We start from the raw sequence: 16515 nt of genomic DNA, 5'->3' as shown, positions 1-16515 counted from the left end.
GCCCTTTGCGTAGCACGAAAAGGGCCTCGCATAGCACGAAAACCCTGAACCAAAGGCTCACCGGAAGTTTTACCTGTTGCCCGATGCACTTTTGACAATAAAATAGTCCATCCTAATAGTAATGTAATCCATTGTAATAAATGAATCTTAATTAGATTATTGATAATAACTTATTTCCATTATTAGTAATGCTTAAGGTTCATGATTCTACCCGGGTTAAACGACAAAGATTTATTGGTGCACAAGGACGAGGAGGCTGCCTTTCGTGTAATTTTCGACCGATACTGGAGGGCACTCTACCAAAAAGCAATTAATAGATTGGGCAATGATGCTGATGCTCAGGATGTGGTTCAGGAAATTTTTATTAGCTGCTGGAATAATAGAAACGCTATTAATGTTGAGGTTTCACTTGCTCCTTATCTTTTTACAGCACTTAAGTATGCTATTATAAAATCTGTCTATAGAAAAGGTAAAAAAGGTATCCATGTTCCTCTTGATTATGAAGAATTGCATTATGTTGATCTAAGTACAGAGGAAGTTTTGCAATACAATGAACTTCAGGAAATTATATCTAATAAAGTAGCAGAACTGCCTGAACGCATGCAGGAGATTTATCGACTAAGCCGTATTGAAGACCTGCAAATCGCACAAATTGCTCAACAATTAAACATTTCTGAACAAACTGTAAAAAATACTCTTACTACAGCATTAAAACGTTTAAGGAAGGATTTAACCCAATATTCCTGCTGGTTACCATTTTTTCTATAAAATCAAATTTTTTTTCAAACTGACTAGTACTACTTATTCAGTTTGGGTATTTAGTGTGAAAGAGCATCCATGAAATGTGGATTTGTTCTATTGACATAAGTACTCAGACATGAAGGACCCTAAAACAATAAAGCTATTACTTAATTACCTAAGAGGAAAGACAACCTTAGCGGAGAAAGCTAAAGTCGATAAATGGTATGATTCTATTAGTGATGCGAATTCATTGTCCAATTATTCTGATTCTGAGCTTTCAGAAATTAAAGAGCAGCTTTATCAAAACATTCGTCTGGGTTTAGGTAACAAAGTTATTCCTTTGTATAAACAGTCATTCTTCAAGGTTGCTGCCGCCGCTGTTTTAATATTTTCGGTCAGTGGTATTTATTGGGCATCAAAAAACACAATTGTAAAACCGGACCTGACCTCAATAAAGCCCACAATCATTTCAGCACCTGCTGAAAATTATGCAACCATCACACTTGCTAATGGACAAAAACTTGAGTTGAAGGGCAATGACAAAGGAACTATTGCTCAGCAAGAAAGCATGCAGCTGGTTAAGCTAGCAAATGGTCAAATTGAATATAAAGGTACTGCGGATTCAAAATCTATTGAAGAACTTCAATATAACACCTTAACAAATCCTAAAGGAAGTAAAGTAATAAACCTGACCTTGTCAGATGGCAGTAAGGTTTGGTTAAACTCAGGATCAGCCCTTACTTACCCTGTAGCATTTGTGTCTGATGAAAGAAAAGTGACAATCACAGGCGAGGCCTATTTCGAGGTTGCTCATGATATACATAAACCTTTTAAAGTGGCCAAAGGTGATTTGGAGATCAAAGTTTTAGGAACACATTTCAATGTAAATGCCTATGATGATGATTCAGATATCAAGATTACCCTGTTGGAAGGTTCTGTAAAAGTGTTGAATGGAAATGTTATGAACGTATTAAAACCTGGTCAACAAGCGCAGGTAACTGACGAAATTAAAATAAATCCTGAAGTAAATATGGATGAAGTGATGGCCTGGAAAAACGGTTATTTCTACTTCAATAGGGCTGATGTAAGCACTGTGATGCGCTATATCAACCGATGGTATGGGGTTGAGATTATCTATAGCGGACCAGTGTCAACTAAATCATTTGAGGGAGAGTTGGAAAGAAATCTTAACCTTACACAAGTAATAAAAATTTTAGAAAGAAATGGTCTTCACTTAAAACAGGAGGGAAATAAATTAATAGTACTACCATAGCCCAAGTTTCCAAAAAAGAAAGGTCAGAAAATGCTGCGAACACTTCTGACCGGATTTGGATCTCAAATTAATTTAAATACGGATAAACTTAATTCTAAAACCCAAAATCAAATCTATGCAAAAAATTAACTTTTTGAGGCGATTGGCAGTTCGCCAAGGGTGGCTTACCGCAATTTTAATTTTATTATTTTCCTTTGGTTGCTTTCAGGTTTCTGCCGACCCCTTTAATAGGTCGGTTAATTTCTCAGGGAAAAATGTTCCATTAAAAACAGTTTTTGCTACCATTAAACACCAAACAGGTTATGTGTTTTTTTATGATGCATCTGTTATTGAAGCTGTTAAAACTGTAAATGTTGAGTTGAAGAATTCCACGGTGGAAGATGCCTTAAAAACTATATTTAAAGATCAGCCCGTTACTTGGCTAATTGAAGGCAAAACCATCACAATTCTTAAAAAACTTCCACAATCCCAATCTGTACAAAATAATGTAAACGATCCGGTTCAGGTAGAAGGGACTGTAACAGATGATAAAGGTATTCCTCTTCCCGCAGTAAGCATTATGATTAAAGGTACTTCTAAAGGTACTCAAGCCGGTCCTGATGGAAAATATAAACTTAATGCGAATCGCGGTGATGTTCTGGTTTTCAACTTTATGGGTTTCCGAACAAAGGAAATCACTGTTGGCCAGAGTACTATTATAAATGCGGTTCTGGAAACATCAGTTTCTACTTTGGATCAGGTACAGGTAATTGCTTATGGAACTACCACTCGCCGATTAAGCACAGGTACCATCTCTAAAGTTAAAGGTGAAGAAATTAGAAATCAACCGGTAGATAACCCTCTTTTAGCGCTTAGCGGCAGGATGCCAGGCGTTGAAATTACACAGGCGAATGGTAATTCAAGCGCTCCGGTAAGTGTAGTTATCAGAGGAGTAAATTCACTTGGAGCAAGTTCTGAACCTTTGTATATCATTGACGGGATTCCGTTTGCTCACTCTGCAGGTAGCGTAACTTATGCCAGTGGTATTTCAGCTCAGACATTGGGAGGATTAACCAATGCCTCTTCAGGAACCAGCCCATTTGTGAATCTTAATGCAGGCGATATTGAAAGTATAGAAGTACTGAAAGATGCTGATGCCACCGCGATCTATGGATCAAGGGGAGCTAATGGGGTAGTGCTTATCACAACCCGGAAGGCTAAAGCAGGTAAAACTACTATAGATGCAAGTTTTAATACAGGCTGGTCGCGTCCAACAACCATGGTTGATATGATGAATACAAAGCAATATGTGGCCATGCGTAAAGAAGCTTTTAGAAATGATGGAATAATTCCAACTACTGCCAATGCAACGGATTTAATGGTATGGGATACTACCCGTTACACTGACTGGACAAAGTTCTTGTATAATAAAATTGCTCGAAGTACAGATGGGCAGGTGCGTGTTTCAGGTGGATCTCCGCAAACTCAATTCTCAATAGCTTCAGGATTTAAACATGTAACTCCAATCTATTATGGCGATTTTTCTAATGATAGAATAAGCTTTCAATCTAATCTATCACATCGTTCGAATGATAATAAATTTTCTGTTTCAGTAAATGCGAGTTACAATTCTGATAAGAATAATCTGAATACTGCCGATCTGTTGCAGCTGGTTAATACGATACCAAATGCTCCATATCCGATTGATTCGCTCGGAAATCTGGTATGGAGAGATAAAGGTGTTCTCTTTTCTAATCCTTTAGCTTATGCAGAAAAAAAATACTTTGGATTAACTGAAGGTTTGCGCTCTAGCTTAAATCTAGGGTATAAATTCACCCCAAATTTAGAAATTAAGCTAGATGGAGGCTTTAACCAAACAAAAGTTGATCAAACCAGTACTAACCCAACTAAATCTCAAAGTCCTTTTGGAACACAGTTAAGTACATCTGATTTTTTTAATCAAACACAAAAAAATTGGACCCTGGAGCCCCAGGCAAATTATTTTAAGAATTGGGGGAAAAGTAAGGTGCAGGTCCTGTTGGGTGGTAGTTTTCAAGAACAGCTAAGTTTTAATTCAAGAATCAGTGCAAGTGGGTATACCAGCGATGAACTGATGCTAACTCCCGGTCCTGCATCTTCCAAAACTATAACCAGCGGCTATGGCAAATATCGTTATGAAGCTTTATTTGGTAGAATAAGTTACAACTGGGATGACAAATATTTGATAAATGTTTCGGCTCGTCGTGACGGATCAAGCAGGTTTGGATCTGATAATCGTTTTGGAAATTTTGGTGCAGTGGGTGCTGCCTGGGTTTTTTCAGAAGAAAACTTTATGAAGCAACTTAGCTTTTTGAGTTATGGTAAACTGAGAGGAAGCGTGGGTGTTACAGGAAATGACCGCATTGGAAATTACCAATATTTGTCGAAATGGCAAGCAACTAACGCCGCGGTTGCATATCAAGGAGTAAATGGATTGTATCCAGTTAATTTGGATAATCCTGACTTTGCTTGGGAGCGTAACCAAAAATGGGAAGCAGCCATGGAATTAGGGTTTTTAAATGACCGGATTTATTTAAGCGCTGACTACTATTTAAACAAAACAAATAATCAATTAGTTGGTTATTCTCTTCCTTCTCAGACAGGCTTTACAACTTTAAATGCTAACCTAAATGCTGTTGTACAGAATTCGGGTTGGGAATTTGCCCTTAATTCAACGAATATTCAATTGAAGGATTTTACCTGGAAGACCGCATTCAACCTAACCATTCCAAGAAATAAACTGGTTAAATATCCAGGTATAGAGAACTCACCATACTCCAGTACTTACGTAGTCGGAATGCCCATCTATATTAGTAAATGGATTAAATACAATGGTGTAGATCCTCAAACGGGAATTTACCAATTAGCCGGTACCAACACCCCTAAAGATCAAACTGAAATTTATGATCTATCTCAACGTTATTACGGAGGTTTACAAAATACATTGAATTATAAATCCTTGTCTTTAGACTTCTCTTTGCAATTTGTTAATAAAAAGGGTAGAACTGCCATTTCATTTTCTGCTCCCGGTACAAGGATAAATCAGCCTGTTGCGGTTCTTGATCGTTGGCAAAAACCTGGTGACATAACAGATGTTCAGAAATTCTCAACAACTGGAACCCCAATAACTACCTATAGTTATTACGCCAACTTTTCAGAAGCACGCGTTACTGACGCCTCATTCTTACGATTAAAGAATGTTTCCTTGTCATATAAGTTTAATAGTAACATAACTCAGAAACTCCATGCTCAAACTATTAGGTTGTATGTTCAGGGACAAAATTTATTTACCGTTACCCCATATAAATTAGGAGATCCGGAAACAATGTCCTATAGCACAATGCCTCCGTTAAAAACCTTTACTACAGGTTTGCAGGTAATTTTTTAATCGTTCATCCTTAGAGATTACATTATGAAACATATGTATAATACATTTCAAAATATCACCAAAAGTACTGTCCGTTTAGCATTATATAGCTCTTTGGCATTAGCAGTATTGCCTTCTTGTTCTGATTTTTTAAATGTTGAAACTCCTCCGGATGTTTTAATCAACGATAAGGTGTTTACAAGCGATAAGACGGCAACAGCAGCTATGCTTTCCATTTATATTGATATGATGAATGACCAATTTGGAAGCAATGGCTCTTTTGTTTGTGGGGTTATGTCTTCAATTGGTGGAATGTCTGCAAATGAACTTCATTTTACTCAAAACAGCACTGTAACTCCTCAGTACCAACAATTTGAGGATCATGCATTAACTCATGATAATACCTATGTACGTGCGTTTTGGAAGGATGGTTATAAATACATTTATAGAACTAATGCTATTATTGATGGATTGGCTACTGCTACCGGTATGACAGACGCAACAAAGAAACAAATAGAAGGGGAGGCTAAATTCATGAGAGCTTTCTGTTATTTCTATTTAGTAAATCTTTTTGGGGATGTTCCTTTAGTGGTGAATTCCGACTATCATGAAAATATGCTAATGCCTCGTACGCCTTCGACAAAAGTTTGGGAACAGATTATTTCAGACTTAAAGGATGCAAAGCTGCTGTTAACAGATGCTTATGTGACTACTGAACGTCTTCGTCCAAACAAATGGACAGCAAGTGCGCTTTTGTCAAGGGCCTATTTGTATACCCAAAAATGGCAGGAAGCAGAACTGGAGGCAAACGCCATCATTTCATCAGGAACTTACGCCACAACTTTACCGGCTTTGGACAAAGTGTTTAAGAAGGACAGTCCTGAAACTATATGGCAATTACAACCAGTACGTGCTAACTCCAATACTGTAGAGGCGAGCCTGTTTGCAGGATCAGCTTATGCATTAACTCAACAACTATTGAGTTCTTTTGAATCAAATGATCAACGAAAAACTAGTTGGATAGCTGGTGGTACTGGAACCCCCCCCTCGGCACTTCCATCAAAATATAAAGCTAATGTAGGTGCTCTTACTGAATATTATGTGGTGTTTAGATTAACTGAGCAATACTTAATTCGTGCCGAGGCCCGAGCCCAGCTTTCTAAAATTTCAGAAGGACTATCAGATGTAAATGTTGTTCGCCAAAGAGCTGGTTTACTTGCTACTACGGCTGCAAGTAAAGAAATTTTATTGCAGGCTATAGAAAAAGAACGCCAGGTAGAATTTTTCGCTGAATGGGGTCATCGTTGGTTTGATTTAAAACGTACAAATAGGGCAGAGGCAGTTTTAAAACCACTTTCTGGTATTAATACCTGGAAACAGGGTGCCGATTTGTTTCCAATACCTGAACTTGAAATAAGAGCCAATCCTAAACTTAGTCAAAATGATGCTTATTTATAGGTAATCGGAACAAGTAGTAATTATTCACATTCATTAAGGCAATAAAAACAATTAGAATGAAAAGAATCAGAAAAATATATGCGGTTTATATCGCTGTTTTAGGGCTGATGGCAGCTCCTGTGATTGCCAAAGCACAAGGAATTGAGTTTCTTCACAACCTGGATGAGGCGCTGGCAAAGGCCAAAGCTGAAAACAAAATGGTGTTTATAGACTTTTATACCTCTTGGTGTGGGCCTTGTAAAGCAATGTCAAATGAGGTATTCCCATTGGCCACGGTGGGCAACTATTTCAATTCCCAGTTTATCAATTGTAAAATTCAGTGCGACGATAAGGGAGTTGGTGTTGAACTAGGCAAAAAGTACCAGGTTTATGCTTATCCTACTTTAATGTTCGTCGATAAGAATGGTGTTTTGGTACATTCAACTGCCGGATCTCGATCTGCCGATGATCTTATTGAACTAGCAAAAACAGCAGTGGATCCTAAAAGGAATTTGGCATCCTTAATTAAAGAATATGATTCCGGCAACCGCAAGGAGGAGTTTCTCGCTAAATATTTTTCCACACTTAAAAAGGAGTATCAGGGTGAAAGGGCAAGTGCTGATTTTGCCAACTATTTTAACGGGTTAAGCGCAAAAGATAAGACAAAGAAAAGCACTTTTGAACTAGTGAAAACGGTTGGAGTGGCACCCTTCTCACCTATCTTTGAGTACCTTGAAACAAATCGTAATGCATATGCCCAATCAGTTGGGGCAACTGAGATAGATAAATACATTGCAACTACTTATTTATGGCATTTAAAGAACTTGATCCTTGAAGCACGGCCTGAATTCAATGCCGGAATGCTGAAATTCAAAGCTAAAAATTACCCTTATTTTGACGAGTATGCCATGTTTTATAACGTGTTTGAAACATTTGATAGCAAGGGTAGTGTTGATATTAATGAATATATGAGAAAAGGAACAGCTTTTTTAGATAAGTATGGCAAAAACAATGATCAGTATACACTTGCATTAACTAGCTTATTGGGAAATTGTACAGGCAAGAAAGATGAGGGCAGTGCCGGAATAAAATGGATGGAAGATCTATTGGAAAGAAATCGCAATCCGCGCTATTTGAACACCTATTTTTATATACTCTGGAGAAATTATAATCTGGATAAAGCGCTTTTGGTAGGCAATGAGATTAGAGATAATGTGGTTAAAGCGGGTAATTCAACCAAGGAAATTGATGGTCAGATTGAAATGGTTAAAGGTTTGAAAGAGAAAGAAAAGGCCAAGTTAGAGAACAAAAGTTAATAGAAAAAAATAACGCGAAGCTTGCATAAGCTGCGACTGCATATGTCGCAGCTTATTTGATTGATAATTAGGGAAAGAATTAAAAACATTTTAGATCGAATTAATGAAAAAAATATTAGCACTATTGATCTTGGCTTTACCAGGTCGCCTATTGGCACAAGAACAATCCTATGTGATTGAGGGAAAAATGAAAAATATTAAAACTTCCGAAAAAGTTTATTTATTCTATGCCTTTAAAGGAAAGGATTATGTTGATTCGGCTATGCTTGATCAGGGAGCTTTTAAATTTACAGGTAAAGTTGAAAGACCTATCGTAGCAAAGTTAACAATCGATCGCAATAGAGTGGGCAGATTTAAGAGTCAGGATGTAATGTCTCTTTACCTGGTTGACGGCAAAATTAAAATAACTGGTACAGACGCTATTAAAAATGCTGCTATTACCGGTACCAAAATCAATGATGATTACGTTCGTTATCAAAAGTTTATTGCCAAGCCCCAAAATGCGCTGAATAGCATCAATGAAAAATGGTCTCAGGCTACTATGGAACAGAAGAAGGATCCTGCTTTTCGTGAGAGCCTTGCAAAACAAGCAGAACCTTATTCGGAAGAAAAAACAAAGCTTCAAAAGCAATGGATTAAGGAAAATACGGATTCGTATCCTAGCTTGATTGTATTAAAGGAAGTAGCCGGATCGAATATTGATTTGGAAATAGTAGAGCCCCTTTTCAATTCTTTGGCAGCTTCAATAAGAAATAGTGCCTCTGGCCTTGAATTTTCAGAACGTTTGAAAATTGCTCATTCTACGGCTGTTGGTGCTATGGCTCCTGAATTTATCCAAGCCGACTCTACAGGAAAGTCTGTGAAACTCAGTGATTTTAGAGGGAAATATGTATTAATTGATTTTTGGGCATCATGGTGTGGTCCTTGTAGAGCTGAAAATCCCAATGTTGTAAAGGCTTATGAGAAGTTTAAAGATAAAAACTTCACTATTCTTGGTGTTTCATTGGATGATCAGAAGAGTAGAACGAATTGGTTGAGTGCAATAAAAAGGGATAAATTAACTTGGTCTCATGTTTCAGATTTAAAAGGCTGGGGAAATGAGGTTGCAATGCTTTATGGCGTTAAGGGAATTCCTGCAAATTGGTTGATTGACAAGGACGGTAAAATCATCGCAAAGAATTTACGTGGGGAAGATCTGGACAAAAAATTAGCCGAATTGTTAAACTAGGTTTTTTTACTTCATATAGAAAAGTGGACAATCCAAATGTCCAATAATGCAATTAGCATTGGCTATAACGCTTAGGCTTGTTCGGCGTGTGAAAAATGCGCTTAATTGTCCTTGGACCCGTGTAAATGTTAATCCCCTCTCTTTTCTATTGTTTATGTTTAAGTTGTCAGTTAAAATTTTGCTTGTTATGAAAAAACTATTTAACTCGGTACTATTTATTCTGTTGTGCAATTGTGCTCCATCGTTGGCACAAACTTATACTATAGCGTTACAATCAAAAGTGGGTGCAAATCCTATGGTTAATCAAAACATTCCAACCCTAACGGTTAGAGATGTTTCCATTTATAAAGGTATTCCACAAAAGAAATATGCCCTCCAGAATGTCAGAAGATGGGTATTTAACTATAATCAAAACCTCTATGAAGCTTTAGTGGAAGGTCGTATCACGCGGGAAAACTATTTAAATAAGATTAAAAATAGCCTAATAGATACTGCATGTGTCACTAATCAAAAGATCAATAGAAATTATGTATCAGTATTCATAGGCTTGGACTCATTGAGTAATAAAGAGGTAATAGTTGACGCTAACAATAATTTGGATTTTAGTGATGATAAGGTGTTTACATTTAACTTGAAAGAAAAAGTAAACACACTTCCCAGGATCGAGGTTTCGGTAGATTACTTTAATGGAAAGGAAATTCAACCTACTACGGTTTCAATGAAAATGGATCCTAATGAGACTACTTATTCCCAGAATGAAATTGAAAGAAAAGCGAATCTTGTTTTAATAATGGATCCGTACAGAAGCGGAACCGGTATTATAGGCGGCAAAAAATATAATTTTTATGTAAACAATGAATATTTTGGCTTATACCCCTTAAAAAACTATTATATCTCAGTAAAACCGGAAAATGAAGATGCAAATGAAAATAGTTTTCGCTTTAATTCAACAGATACATTAAGGTTTGGACATGCCCTTTATAGAGTAAAACAATTAAAACAAGATTTACTGCAGATTGAATTAATCGCTAAAACAAAATTTGAAGCCACGCTTAATTCAATGGCACCTGAAATATCGGGTAAGGATATTTTTTCATCCAAAGATTTTTCCTCTCAACAGTTAAAGGGTAAATATATCCTGATTGATTTCTGGGGAAGCTGGTGTCGCCCTTGTGTAGAATCGTTGCCTGATTTAAAAAATTTGCATGAGAAATATAAGAGTAAAAATATCGCATTTGTAAGCATTGCACGCGAATCTGATCCAAAATTATTGAGAGCAAAAAAAATAATAACCGAACAAAAGCTGGATTGGCCTCAATTGGCGGCTTTAAGTGATGATCTTGAGAAGAATTACATGATTCAAGGTTTCCCCACCACGATGTTAATTGATCCAAAAGGAAAGGTCGTTATTAAAGAAATCGGACCTCAGGCATTGGAAAAAATAGCTAGTTATTTGGCAGAGAATTTATAGACGGTTGCAACGCTGTATGGCGTTAAGGGAATTCCTGCAAATTGGTTGATTGACAGAGGGTAAAATTATTGCCAAGAATTTACGTTGGGTAGAACTTGACAAAAAATTAGCCGAATTGTTAAATTAATTAAACTGTCTGGTAGAAAAATCAAAAATGCAATAAACATTGTTACACTGAGCATAAAGGCACAAATAGCAATGATATCGAATTAATCACAGAGGAAGGGCGATAAATAGGAGTACTTTATCCCCCTATCCTCTATGGTAATAAATTACCTTACTTTTCGAGCACCTCGCCTAATTTTAGAGCTAACTCCGCGCCTCTCAGATTTTTGGCAATGATTTTACCATTTGGCTCGGAATGTAAATAAGCCAACTGCTTGCCCTTAAACATTAACGGTTACCTTTAGAAAAGTGGCAGGGATTGTTGTTGCGTTCTCAGTTTTGCTTTGGTTCTGACTTTTAAAAAGCTGCTCCAATTCATGTTGTAAATCGGATGCCTTACCATTTTTTCCGGCGGCTTCAAAGGCATTCATCGTAGGGCCGTAATAGTTTTTAAATCGGCTTACAAACTCATCGGTTGAGAATGGTGCCGAAAACGTAAACGTTTCTCTGGAGAATGAAATGTTTTCTTTAGGTATGCCTGCTGCTCCAAATCGCTCAATAACATTATCCTCTACCCCCCATAACATGGGACTAACAAAACCTTCAGGAGGTGGGGGCGTATAAGCTGCACTTGTTTTTAATATTTGTGCTACCAGGGTAGGGTCTCCAGGTATCCAATTACCCATTATGATCTTTCCTCCAGGACGGGTGACGCGTACCATTTCTTTAGCCACCTCAAAAGGTTTGGGTGCAAACATGGCTCCGAAAATGCTGACTACCAAATCAAAACTATGGTCTTTTAACTCGCTTAAATCAGTAGCGTCACCTTCCTGAAAAGTGCAATTGGAGAGACCTTCGGCTTTAGCCCGAAGATTTCCTGCAGCAACCAAATTTCTGGCAATATCAACACCTAATACATTAGCGCCTAGTTTTGCTTCAGGTATGGCAGTAGTTCCGTCTCCGCAGCCGAGGTCAAGCACGTCCATGCCTTTTGAAATGCCAAGTGCGGCCACCAATTCCGAACCACTTTCTCTCATGGTTTCGGCCAGACGAGTGAAATCGCCTTTTTCCCATAGTTCTTTGTTAGGATTCATTGTGATGTTTTTTGTATATACAATTTAATGTTTATTGTTAATCTTTTGAAAGTCAGTGGTTCTTTTTTGTCGAAAAATTTCACAGTCATTACAAAAGCCTAAAAAGAGTAAATTTTGAAATAAAGCTCATTTTTGTGATGCTCGAACGAAGAGTTGTTGTAATTTTACCGTTTAATATAAAATAGTATGTCTGACGAAATGAAACCTTGTCCACAATGTGGATCACCTTATGGATATTTTTTAAATGAAGAATTGTATGCCTGCCCGGAATGTGGTCATGAGTGGAATCCTAATGAATTGATTGAAGAAGGGAAGTTGGTGGTGAAAGATGCAAACGGAAATCTACTGCAAGATGGAGATTCGGTTATCGTTATCAAAAACTTGCCCGTAAAAGGTGCTTCAGGACCGGTAAAGGCTGGAACTAAGGTGAAGAATATACGTTTGGTGGAAGGCGACCATAACATCGATTGCAAAATTGAAGGATTTGGTGCCATGGCATTAAAATCTGAATTTGTAAGAAAAGCTTAATTCAGCACAAGGATATTTATATGTAATTGAGTTAAAGGGTAATGATCCTTTGAAGACTCTCTTTTGCTTTATTTAAAGAATCCTCTTGCTATATTTAGTGTCGAAATAACACTATATAATGTACACACCCTCAACTACCCGTTATAACGAAATGAAATATAACCGCTGTGGTAAAAGCGGATTATTATTGCCTGCTGTTTCCTTAGGTTTATGGCATAATTTCGGTTCCATTGATGTCTTTGAAAATGGCCGGGCAATTGTCAGGAGGGCATTTGACCGAGGTATAACTCACTTCGATTTAGCAAATAATTATGGACCGAAACCCGGTTCTGCTGAAGAAAATTTCGGAGAAATTTTGAAAAAGGATTTCGGAGGAAACCTGCGAGATGAATTAATTATTTCAACAAAGGCAGGTTATACCATGTGGCCTGGTCCTTATGGCGATTGGGGCTCACGTAAATACATGATTTCAAGTTTAGACCAAAGTCTTAGACGCATGAAGGTGGATTACGTAGATATCTTCTATTCGCATCGCCCCGATCCTGAAACGCCTTTAGAAGAAACCATGTCGGCTTTAGATACTGCAGTTAGAAGCGGAAAGGCATTGTATGTTGGACTTTCAAATTATAAACCTGCAGAGGCACAAGAGGCAATCGATATATTAAAGCAGTTAGGGACGCCATGCTTAATTCATCAGCCTAAATATTCGATGTTTGAACGCTGGGTTGAAGGTGGCTTGCTGGATGTTTTGGAAAAAAATGGGGTGGGTTGTATTCCATTTTCTCCGTTGGCCCAGGGCATGCTAACGGATAAATATCTGAAAGGAATTCCGGAAAACTCAAGAGCGGCTAAAGAGCATGGCTATTTAAAAACTACTGACATTACCGAGGTCCGCTTAAAAAAAATTCAACAATTAAATGAGCTTGCTAAACAACGTAATCAGTCATTAGCACAAATGGCCTTGGCTTGGCTGATGAAAGATAATCGAATTACGACCGTATTAATTGGGGCAAGCTCAGAGACTCAACTCGATAATAATCTTGATTGTTTGAATAACCTTTCATTCTCAAGCGATGAACTGACAGTTATAGAAACTGTACTTAGTCAGAATGAATAAATTAAATATTCTTAATGCTACTTATTCAGACCGGCAATAATATTAATGGTTAAAGCCACTACAAAAGTGTTTAGGCAGAAAGAGATAAGCGAGTGTAAGAGCGCTGTTCTCCTGATTAGTTTTGATGATATTTCCACATCTGAAACCTGAAAAGTCATGCCAATTACAAACGAGAAATAGGCAAAATCCAGGTAGTCAGGTAGTGCATTGTCTGGAAATTCCAAGCCTTCTCCTTTAGGGTAAAAAAGTCGTGCATAATGAAATGTAAAAATGGTATGCACTAATGACCATGACGATAGTATGGCTACAAGTACAATTATGAAATAGGAAATTGCCGAAATATGAGCATAATCTTTGGAAAGCATGAGTAATAAAACGGCAAACATGCTGACAAATGATGCAAACAAGATGATGATGAATACAAAAGTCCTGCTGCCATCTTCTTGTTCGGCATGGGCTCTGATATCTTCAATTGAATAATTGAAAATGATTATCCAGCTGGAAGCAACAAAGCTAAAGGCAAAAACATTCCATAGAAAAATTAATAATACCAATAGGCCTTCAATGGAATCTCTAAATAACAGAAAAGCTAATAATGCTAGCAAAAGGCTTGCAAATATACGATGGAGGGGTTTTAGTAAAATTTTAAGTCCTAAATGAAGTACTTTTTGTGCAAGCATATTTTATGTGTTGAGCATATCGATTCTTAAAAAGAAAAGCAACCCAAAAGTTGCTTTTCTTTTTTATTTAATCAATTTTCAATCAACTTAAATTGATTAGAAATACTGCCTGGTTACAATAATTGTTACTGTTAATTATTAAGCTCCAAATAAGTCTGAGGACAAATACCTATCGCCTCGGTCACAAATAATACAAACAATTACACCTTCCTCTAGTTCCTGTGCCAGTCGCAAAGAAGCTGAAACGGCACCACCTGAACTCATACCCGCAAAAACGCCTTCTATTTTGGCAAGATTACGAGTGGTTTGAGTGGCTTCATCCTGAGAAATATCCATAATCCTATCAACGCGCTCTGGTTCAAATATTTTAGGTAGGTATTCTTTTGGCCAGCGGCGAATACCTGGAATACGAGAATTGTCGGTAGGTTGGCATCCAATGATTTGAATATTAGGGTTTTGCTCCTTCAGATACCTTGAGACTCCCATAATAGTTCCTGTTGTACCCATTGAGGAAACAAAGTGAGTAACAGAGCCTTGAGTGTCGCGCCATATTTCCGGACCGGTTGTGCGATAGTGCATTCCGTAATTATCAGGGTTGGCAAATTGGTTTAGCATTAAATAACCACCTTTGGCAACTTGTGCATGAGCATAATCAATAGCTTCTTCCATTGACCCTTCAGCGGATGTCAGTATTACTTTTGCCCCAAAAGCTTCCATGGTTAACACTCGTTCGCGGGTTGAGTTTTCGGGCATTACCAACTCGATTTCAACATCGAATAAACTTGCCATCATTGCAAGGGCAATGCCTGTATTTCCGCTGGTAGCTTCAATTAGTTTCATTCCCGGCTTAAGTTCACCACGATCCAAAGCTCCTTTTATCATGCCATAAGCCGCTCGGTCTTTAACACTTCCTCCGGGATTATCACCTTCAAGTTTAGCCAAAATCTTAACTCCGGGTTTGGTGTTTAATCTGGCTAATTCAACCAGTGGGGTATTTCCTATAAGGTCAACCAGTTTATTGGTTTTTAGTTCAGTATTTGTAATCATGATTAATTCAATTATTCGTCCATTCCCATTTCTATGTATTTATTCTGACTTTGATGATAAACCTTAGAATAAGGTGCAGTGCTTGCCGTTAGCCAAACATTTCCGCCAATTATTGAGTCATGGCCAATAACGGTTTCTCCTCCCAAAATGGTCGCTCCTGAGTAAATAACTACGTTGTCTTCAATTGTCGGATGTCGTTTTGTTGAGGCCAGGTTTTTACTAACACTCAGTGCGCCCAATGTAATTCCTTGATAGAGTTTTACATGTTTGCCTATCACACAGGTCTCGCCAATGGTTATACCCGTTCCGTGGTCAATAAAAAAATGAGTATCGATTTGGGCTCCCGGATGAATATCAATACCGGTTTTTGAGTGAGCATGTTCAGTTAGTATCCTTGGAATTAAAGGGATCTCCAATTTATGAAGTTCATGAGCTAACCGATAATACGCAATTGCTAAAAAGCCGGGATAGGTTCGTACGACCTCAAATTCACTTTTGGAAGCCGGATCACCAGTGAAAATGGCATTGATATCCATCAGCAAAACATTGTAAACAGATGGGATAGTTGCCATAAATCGTTTTACCAAAATTGCTGCATCATCGGGCAGGACATGCTGCATACTCGATAACATCTCAATCCAACATTCTTCCTGTTTGTTGAATCTTTCCGCCAGGCTGTCTGTGCTGAGGTAATGCTTGTTGGTTTTCTCCGGAAACATTAACCGAAGAAGCTTTCTTGCCAAACGATAAATCTCTGTGTTAGAGGGATATGTTCCTGTCGTTCGGTGCTTGTCTAATAATATTTGAAGAAATTGCTTGTCCATCCTAATGATTAATACAAATATTGGGCGAGGCTTGTTTAAATTTAAATTTTATTCTCTTTGTGTTAATAATTAGCTTGTTATATCGTTTTAAATGCGTTTTAAAATAAAATATAGTTAAGTTATAGTTTAAGTAGTTAATATATATACGCAAATGTATTCTATTTAATGTATAGTAAGGTAAACATTTTGTGTTTTAAATTAGATTCTTATTACTGGGATTTTAAGTGTTTATCAGATACCCCAACAATCAAAAATAAAGGCTAAAACTT

The 16515-nt window shown here is 37.5% G+C and carries 13 protein-coding genes; 9 read left to right on the top strand and 4 right to left on the bottom strand.

Annotated features, from left to right (window positions below):
* The first annotated feature begins 201 nt into the window (after nt 1–201).
* The 7 genes from L2B55_RS15565 (at nt 202) to L2B55_RS15535 (ending at nt 10851) form a co-directional block, all read left to right on the top strand.
* The gene (locus L2B55_RS15565; RefSeq protein ID WP_237847094.1) at nt 202–768 is read left to right on the top strand and encodes an RNA polymerase sigma factor; all 567 of its coding nucleotides are present in this window, start codon (nt 202–204) and stop codon (nt 766–768) included.
* A gap of 109 nt (nt 769–877) precedes the next feature.
* Nucleotides 878–2014 (top strand): FecR family protein, encoded by a 1137-nt coding sequence (locus L2B55_RS15560; RefSeq protein WP_237847093.1) that lies wholly within the window; start codon nt 878–880, stop codon nt 2012–2014.
* A gap of 115 nt (nt 2015–2129) precedes the next feature.
* The gene (locus tag L2B55_RS15555) at nt 2130–5420 is read left to right on the top strand and encodes a SusC/RagA family TonB-linked outer membrane protein (protein WP_237847092.1); all 3291 of its coding nucleotides are present in this window, start codon (nt 2130–2132) and stop codon (nt 5418–5420) included.
* Between the two features lie 24 nt (nt 5421–5444).
* On the top strand, nt 5445–6857 hold the full coding sequence (locus L2B55_RS15550) for a RagB/SusD family nutrient uptake outer membrane protein (RefSeq protein ID WP_237847091.1): 1413 nt from the start codon (nt 5445–5447) through the stop codon (nt 6855–6857).
* Between the two features lie 56 nt (nt 6858–6913).
* Nucleotides 6914–8152 (top strand): thioredoxin family protein, encoded by a 1239-nt coding sequence (locus L2B55_RS15545; RefSeq protein ID WP_237847089.1) that lies wholly within the window; start codon nt 6914–6916, stop codon nt 8150–8152.
* A gap of 103 nt (nt 8153–8255) precedes the next feature.
* Nucleotides 8256–9380: a TlpA disulfide reductase family protein gene (locus tag L2B55_RS15540; protein ID WP_237847088.1), complete on the top strand. Its 1125-nt coding sequence runs from the start codon at nt 8256–8258 to the stop codon at nt 9378–9380.
* Between the two features lie 46 nt (nt 9381–9426).
* Nucleotides 9427–10851, top strand: a complete 1425-nt coding sequence (locus L2B55_RS15535) for a TlpA family protein disulfide reductase (protein WP_237847087.1) — start codon at nt 9427–9429, stop codon at nt 10849–10851.
* A 386-nt stretch (nt 10852–11237) separates the two neighbouring features.
* On the opposite strand, the gene L2B55_RS15530 is transcribed toward L2B55_RS15535, so the two are convergent.
* Nucleotides 11238–12050: a class I SAM-dependent methyltransferase gene (locus L2B55_RS15530; RefSeq protein ID WP_237847086.1), complete on the bottom strand. Its 813-nt coding sequence runs from the start codon at nt 12048–12050 to the stop codon at nt 11238–11240.
* Nucleotides 12051–12236: 186 nt separating this feature from the next.
* Between L2B55_RS15530 and L2B55_RS15525 the strand changes: the two genes are divergently transcribed.
* Entirely contained in the window at nt 12237–12578 is a 342-nt protein-coding gene (locus L2B55_RS15525; protein ID WP_255696487.1) for a zinc ribbon domain-containing protein YjdM, read from the top strand.
* Between the two features lie 115 nt (nt 12579–12693).
* A complete protein-coding gene (gene mgrA / locus L2B55_RS15520) occupies nt 12694–13695 on the top strand; it encodes an L-glyceraldehyde 3-phosphate reductase (protein WP_237850301.1) in 1002 nt (333 codons plus the stop codon).
* A gap of 17 nt (nt 13696–13712) precedes the next feature.
* On the opposite strand, the gene L2B55_RS15515 is transcribed toward mgrA, so the two are convergent.
* The 3 genes from L2B55_RS15515 to L2B55_RS15505 all read right to left on the bottom strand — a co-directional run bounded on the left by L2B55_RS15515 (nt 13713) and on the right by L2B55_RS15505 (nt 16246).
* Nucleotides 13713–14300 carry a DUF1345 domain-containing protein gene (locus L2B55_RS15515; protein WP_237847085.1) on the bottom strand — a complete coding sequence of 196 codons (588 nt, stop codon included), beginning with the start codon at nt 14298–14300 and terminating at the stop codon, nt 13713–13715.
* 213 nt (nt 14301–14513) lie between these two features.
* A complete protein-coding gene (cysM, locus tag L2B55_RS15510) occupies nt 14514–15422 on the bottom strand; it encodes a cysteine synthase CysM (RefSeq protein WP_237847084.1) in 909 nt (302 codons plus the stop codon).
* A gap of 11 nt (nt 15423–15433) precedes the next feature.
* Nucleotides 15434–16246, bottom strand: a complete 813-nt coding sequence (locus L2B55_RS15505; RefSeq protein WP_237847083.1) for a serine O-acetyltransferase — start codon at nt 16244–16246, stop codon at nt 15434–15436.
* Nucleotides 16247–16515 lie beyond the last annotated feature (269 nt).

Origin of the sequence: Solitalea lacus, assembly GCF_022014595.1 — a bacterium.
Lineage (GTDB): Bacteria > Bacteroidota > Bacteroidia > Sphingobacteriales > Sphingobacteriaceae > Solitalea > Solitalea lacus.
This window is presented reverse-complemented; position numbering and strand designations above follow the sequence as displayed.

What these genes read in the sequence shown, in the direction of transcription:
- L2B55_RS15565 (WP_237847094.1), top strand. Translation starts at nt 202, where the DNA reads ATGATTCTACCCGGGTTAAACGACAAAGATTTATTGGTGCACAAGGAC.
- L2B55_RS15560 (WP_237847093.1), top strand. Translation starts at nt 878, where the DNA reads ATGAAGGACCCTAAAACAATAAAGCTATTACTTAATTACCTAAGAGGA.
- L2B55_RS15555 (WP_237847092.1), top strand. Translation starts at nt 2,130, where the DNA reads ATGCAAAAAATTAACTTTTTGAGGCGATTGGCAGTTCGCCAAGGGTGG.
- L2B55_RS15550 (WP_237847091.1), top strand. Translation starts at nt 5,445, where the DNA reads ATGAAACATATGTATAATACATTTCAAAATATCACCAAAAGTACTGTC.
- L2B55_RS15545 (WP_237847089.1), top strand. Translation starts at nt 6,914, where the DNA reads ATGAAAAGAATCAGAAAAATATATGCGGTTTATATCGCTGTTTTAGGG.
- L2B55_RS15540 (WP_237847088.1), top strand. Translation starts at nt 8,256, where the DNA reads ATGAAAAAAATATTAGCACTATTGATCTTGGCTTTACCAGGTCGCCTA.
- L2B55_RS15535 (WP_237847087.1), top strand. Translation starts at nt 9,427, where the DNA reads ATGCAATTAGCATTGGCTATAACGCTTAGGCTTGTTCGGCGTGTGAAA.
- L2B55_RS15530 (WP_237847086.1), bottom strand. Translation starts at nt 12,050, where the DNA reads ATGAATCCTAACAAAGAACTATGGGAAAAAGGCGATTTCACTCGTCTG.
- L2B55_RS15525 (WP_255696487.1), top strand. Translation starts at nt 12,237, where the DNA reads ATGTCTGACGAAATGAAACCTTGTCCACAATGTGGATCACCTTATGGA.
- cysM (WP_237847084.1), bottom strand. Translation starts at nt 15,422, where the DNA reads ATGATTACAAATACTGAACTAAAAACCAATAAACTGGTTGACCTTATA.
- L2B55_RS15505 (WP_237847083.1), bottom strand. Translation starts at nt 16,246, where the DNA reads ATGGACAAGCAATTTCTTCAAATATTATTAGACAAGCACCGAACGACA.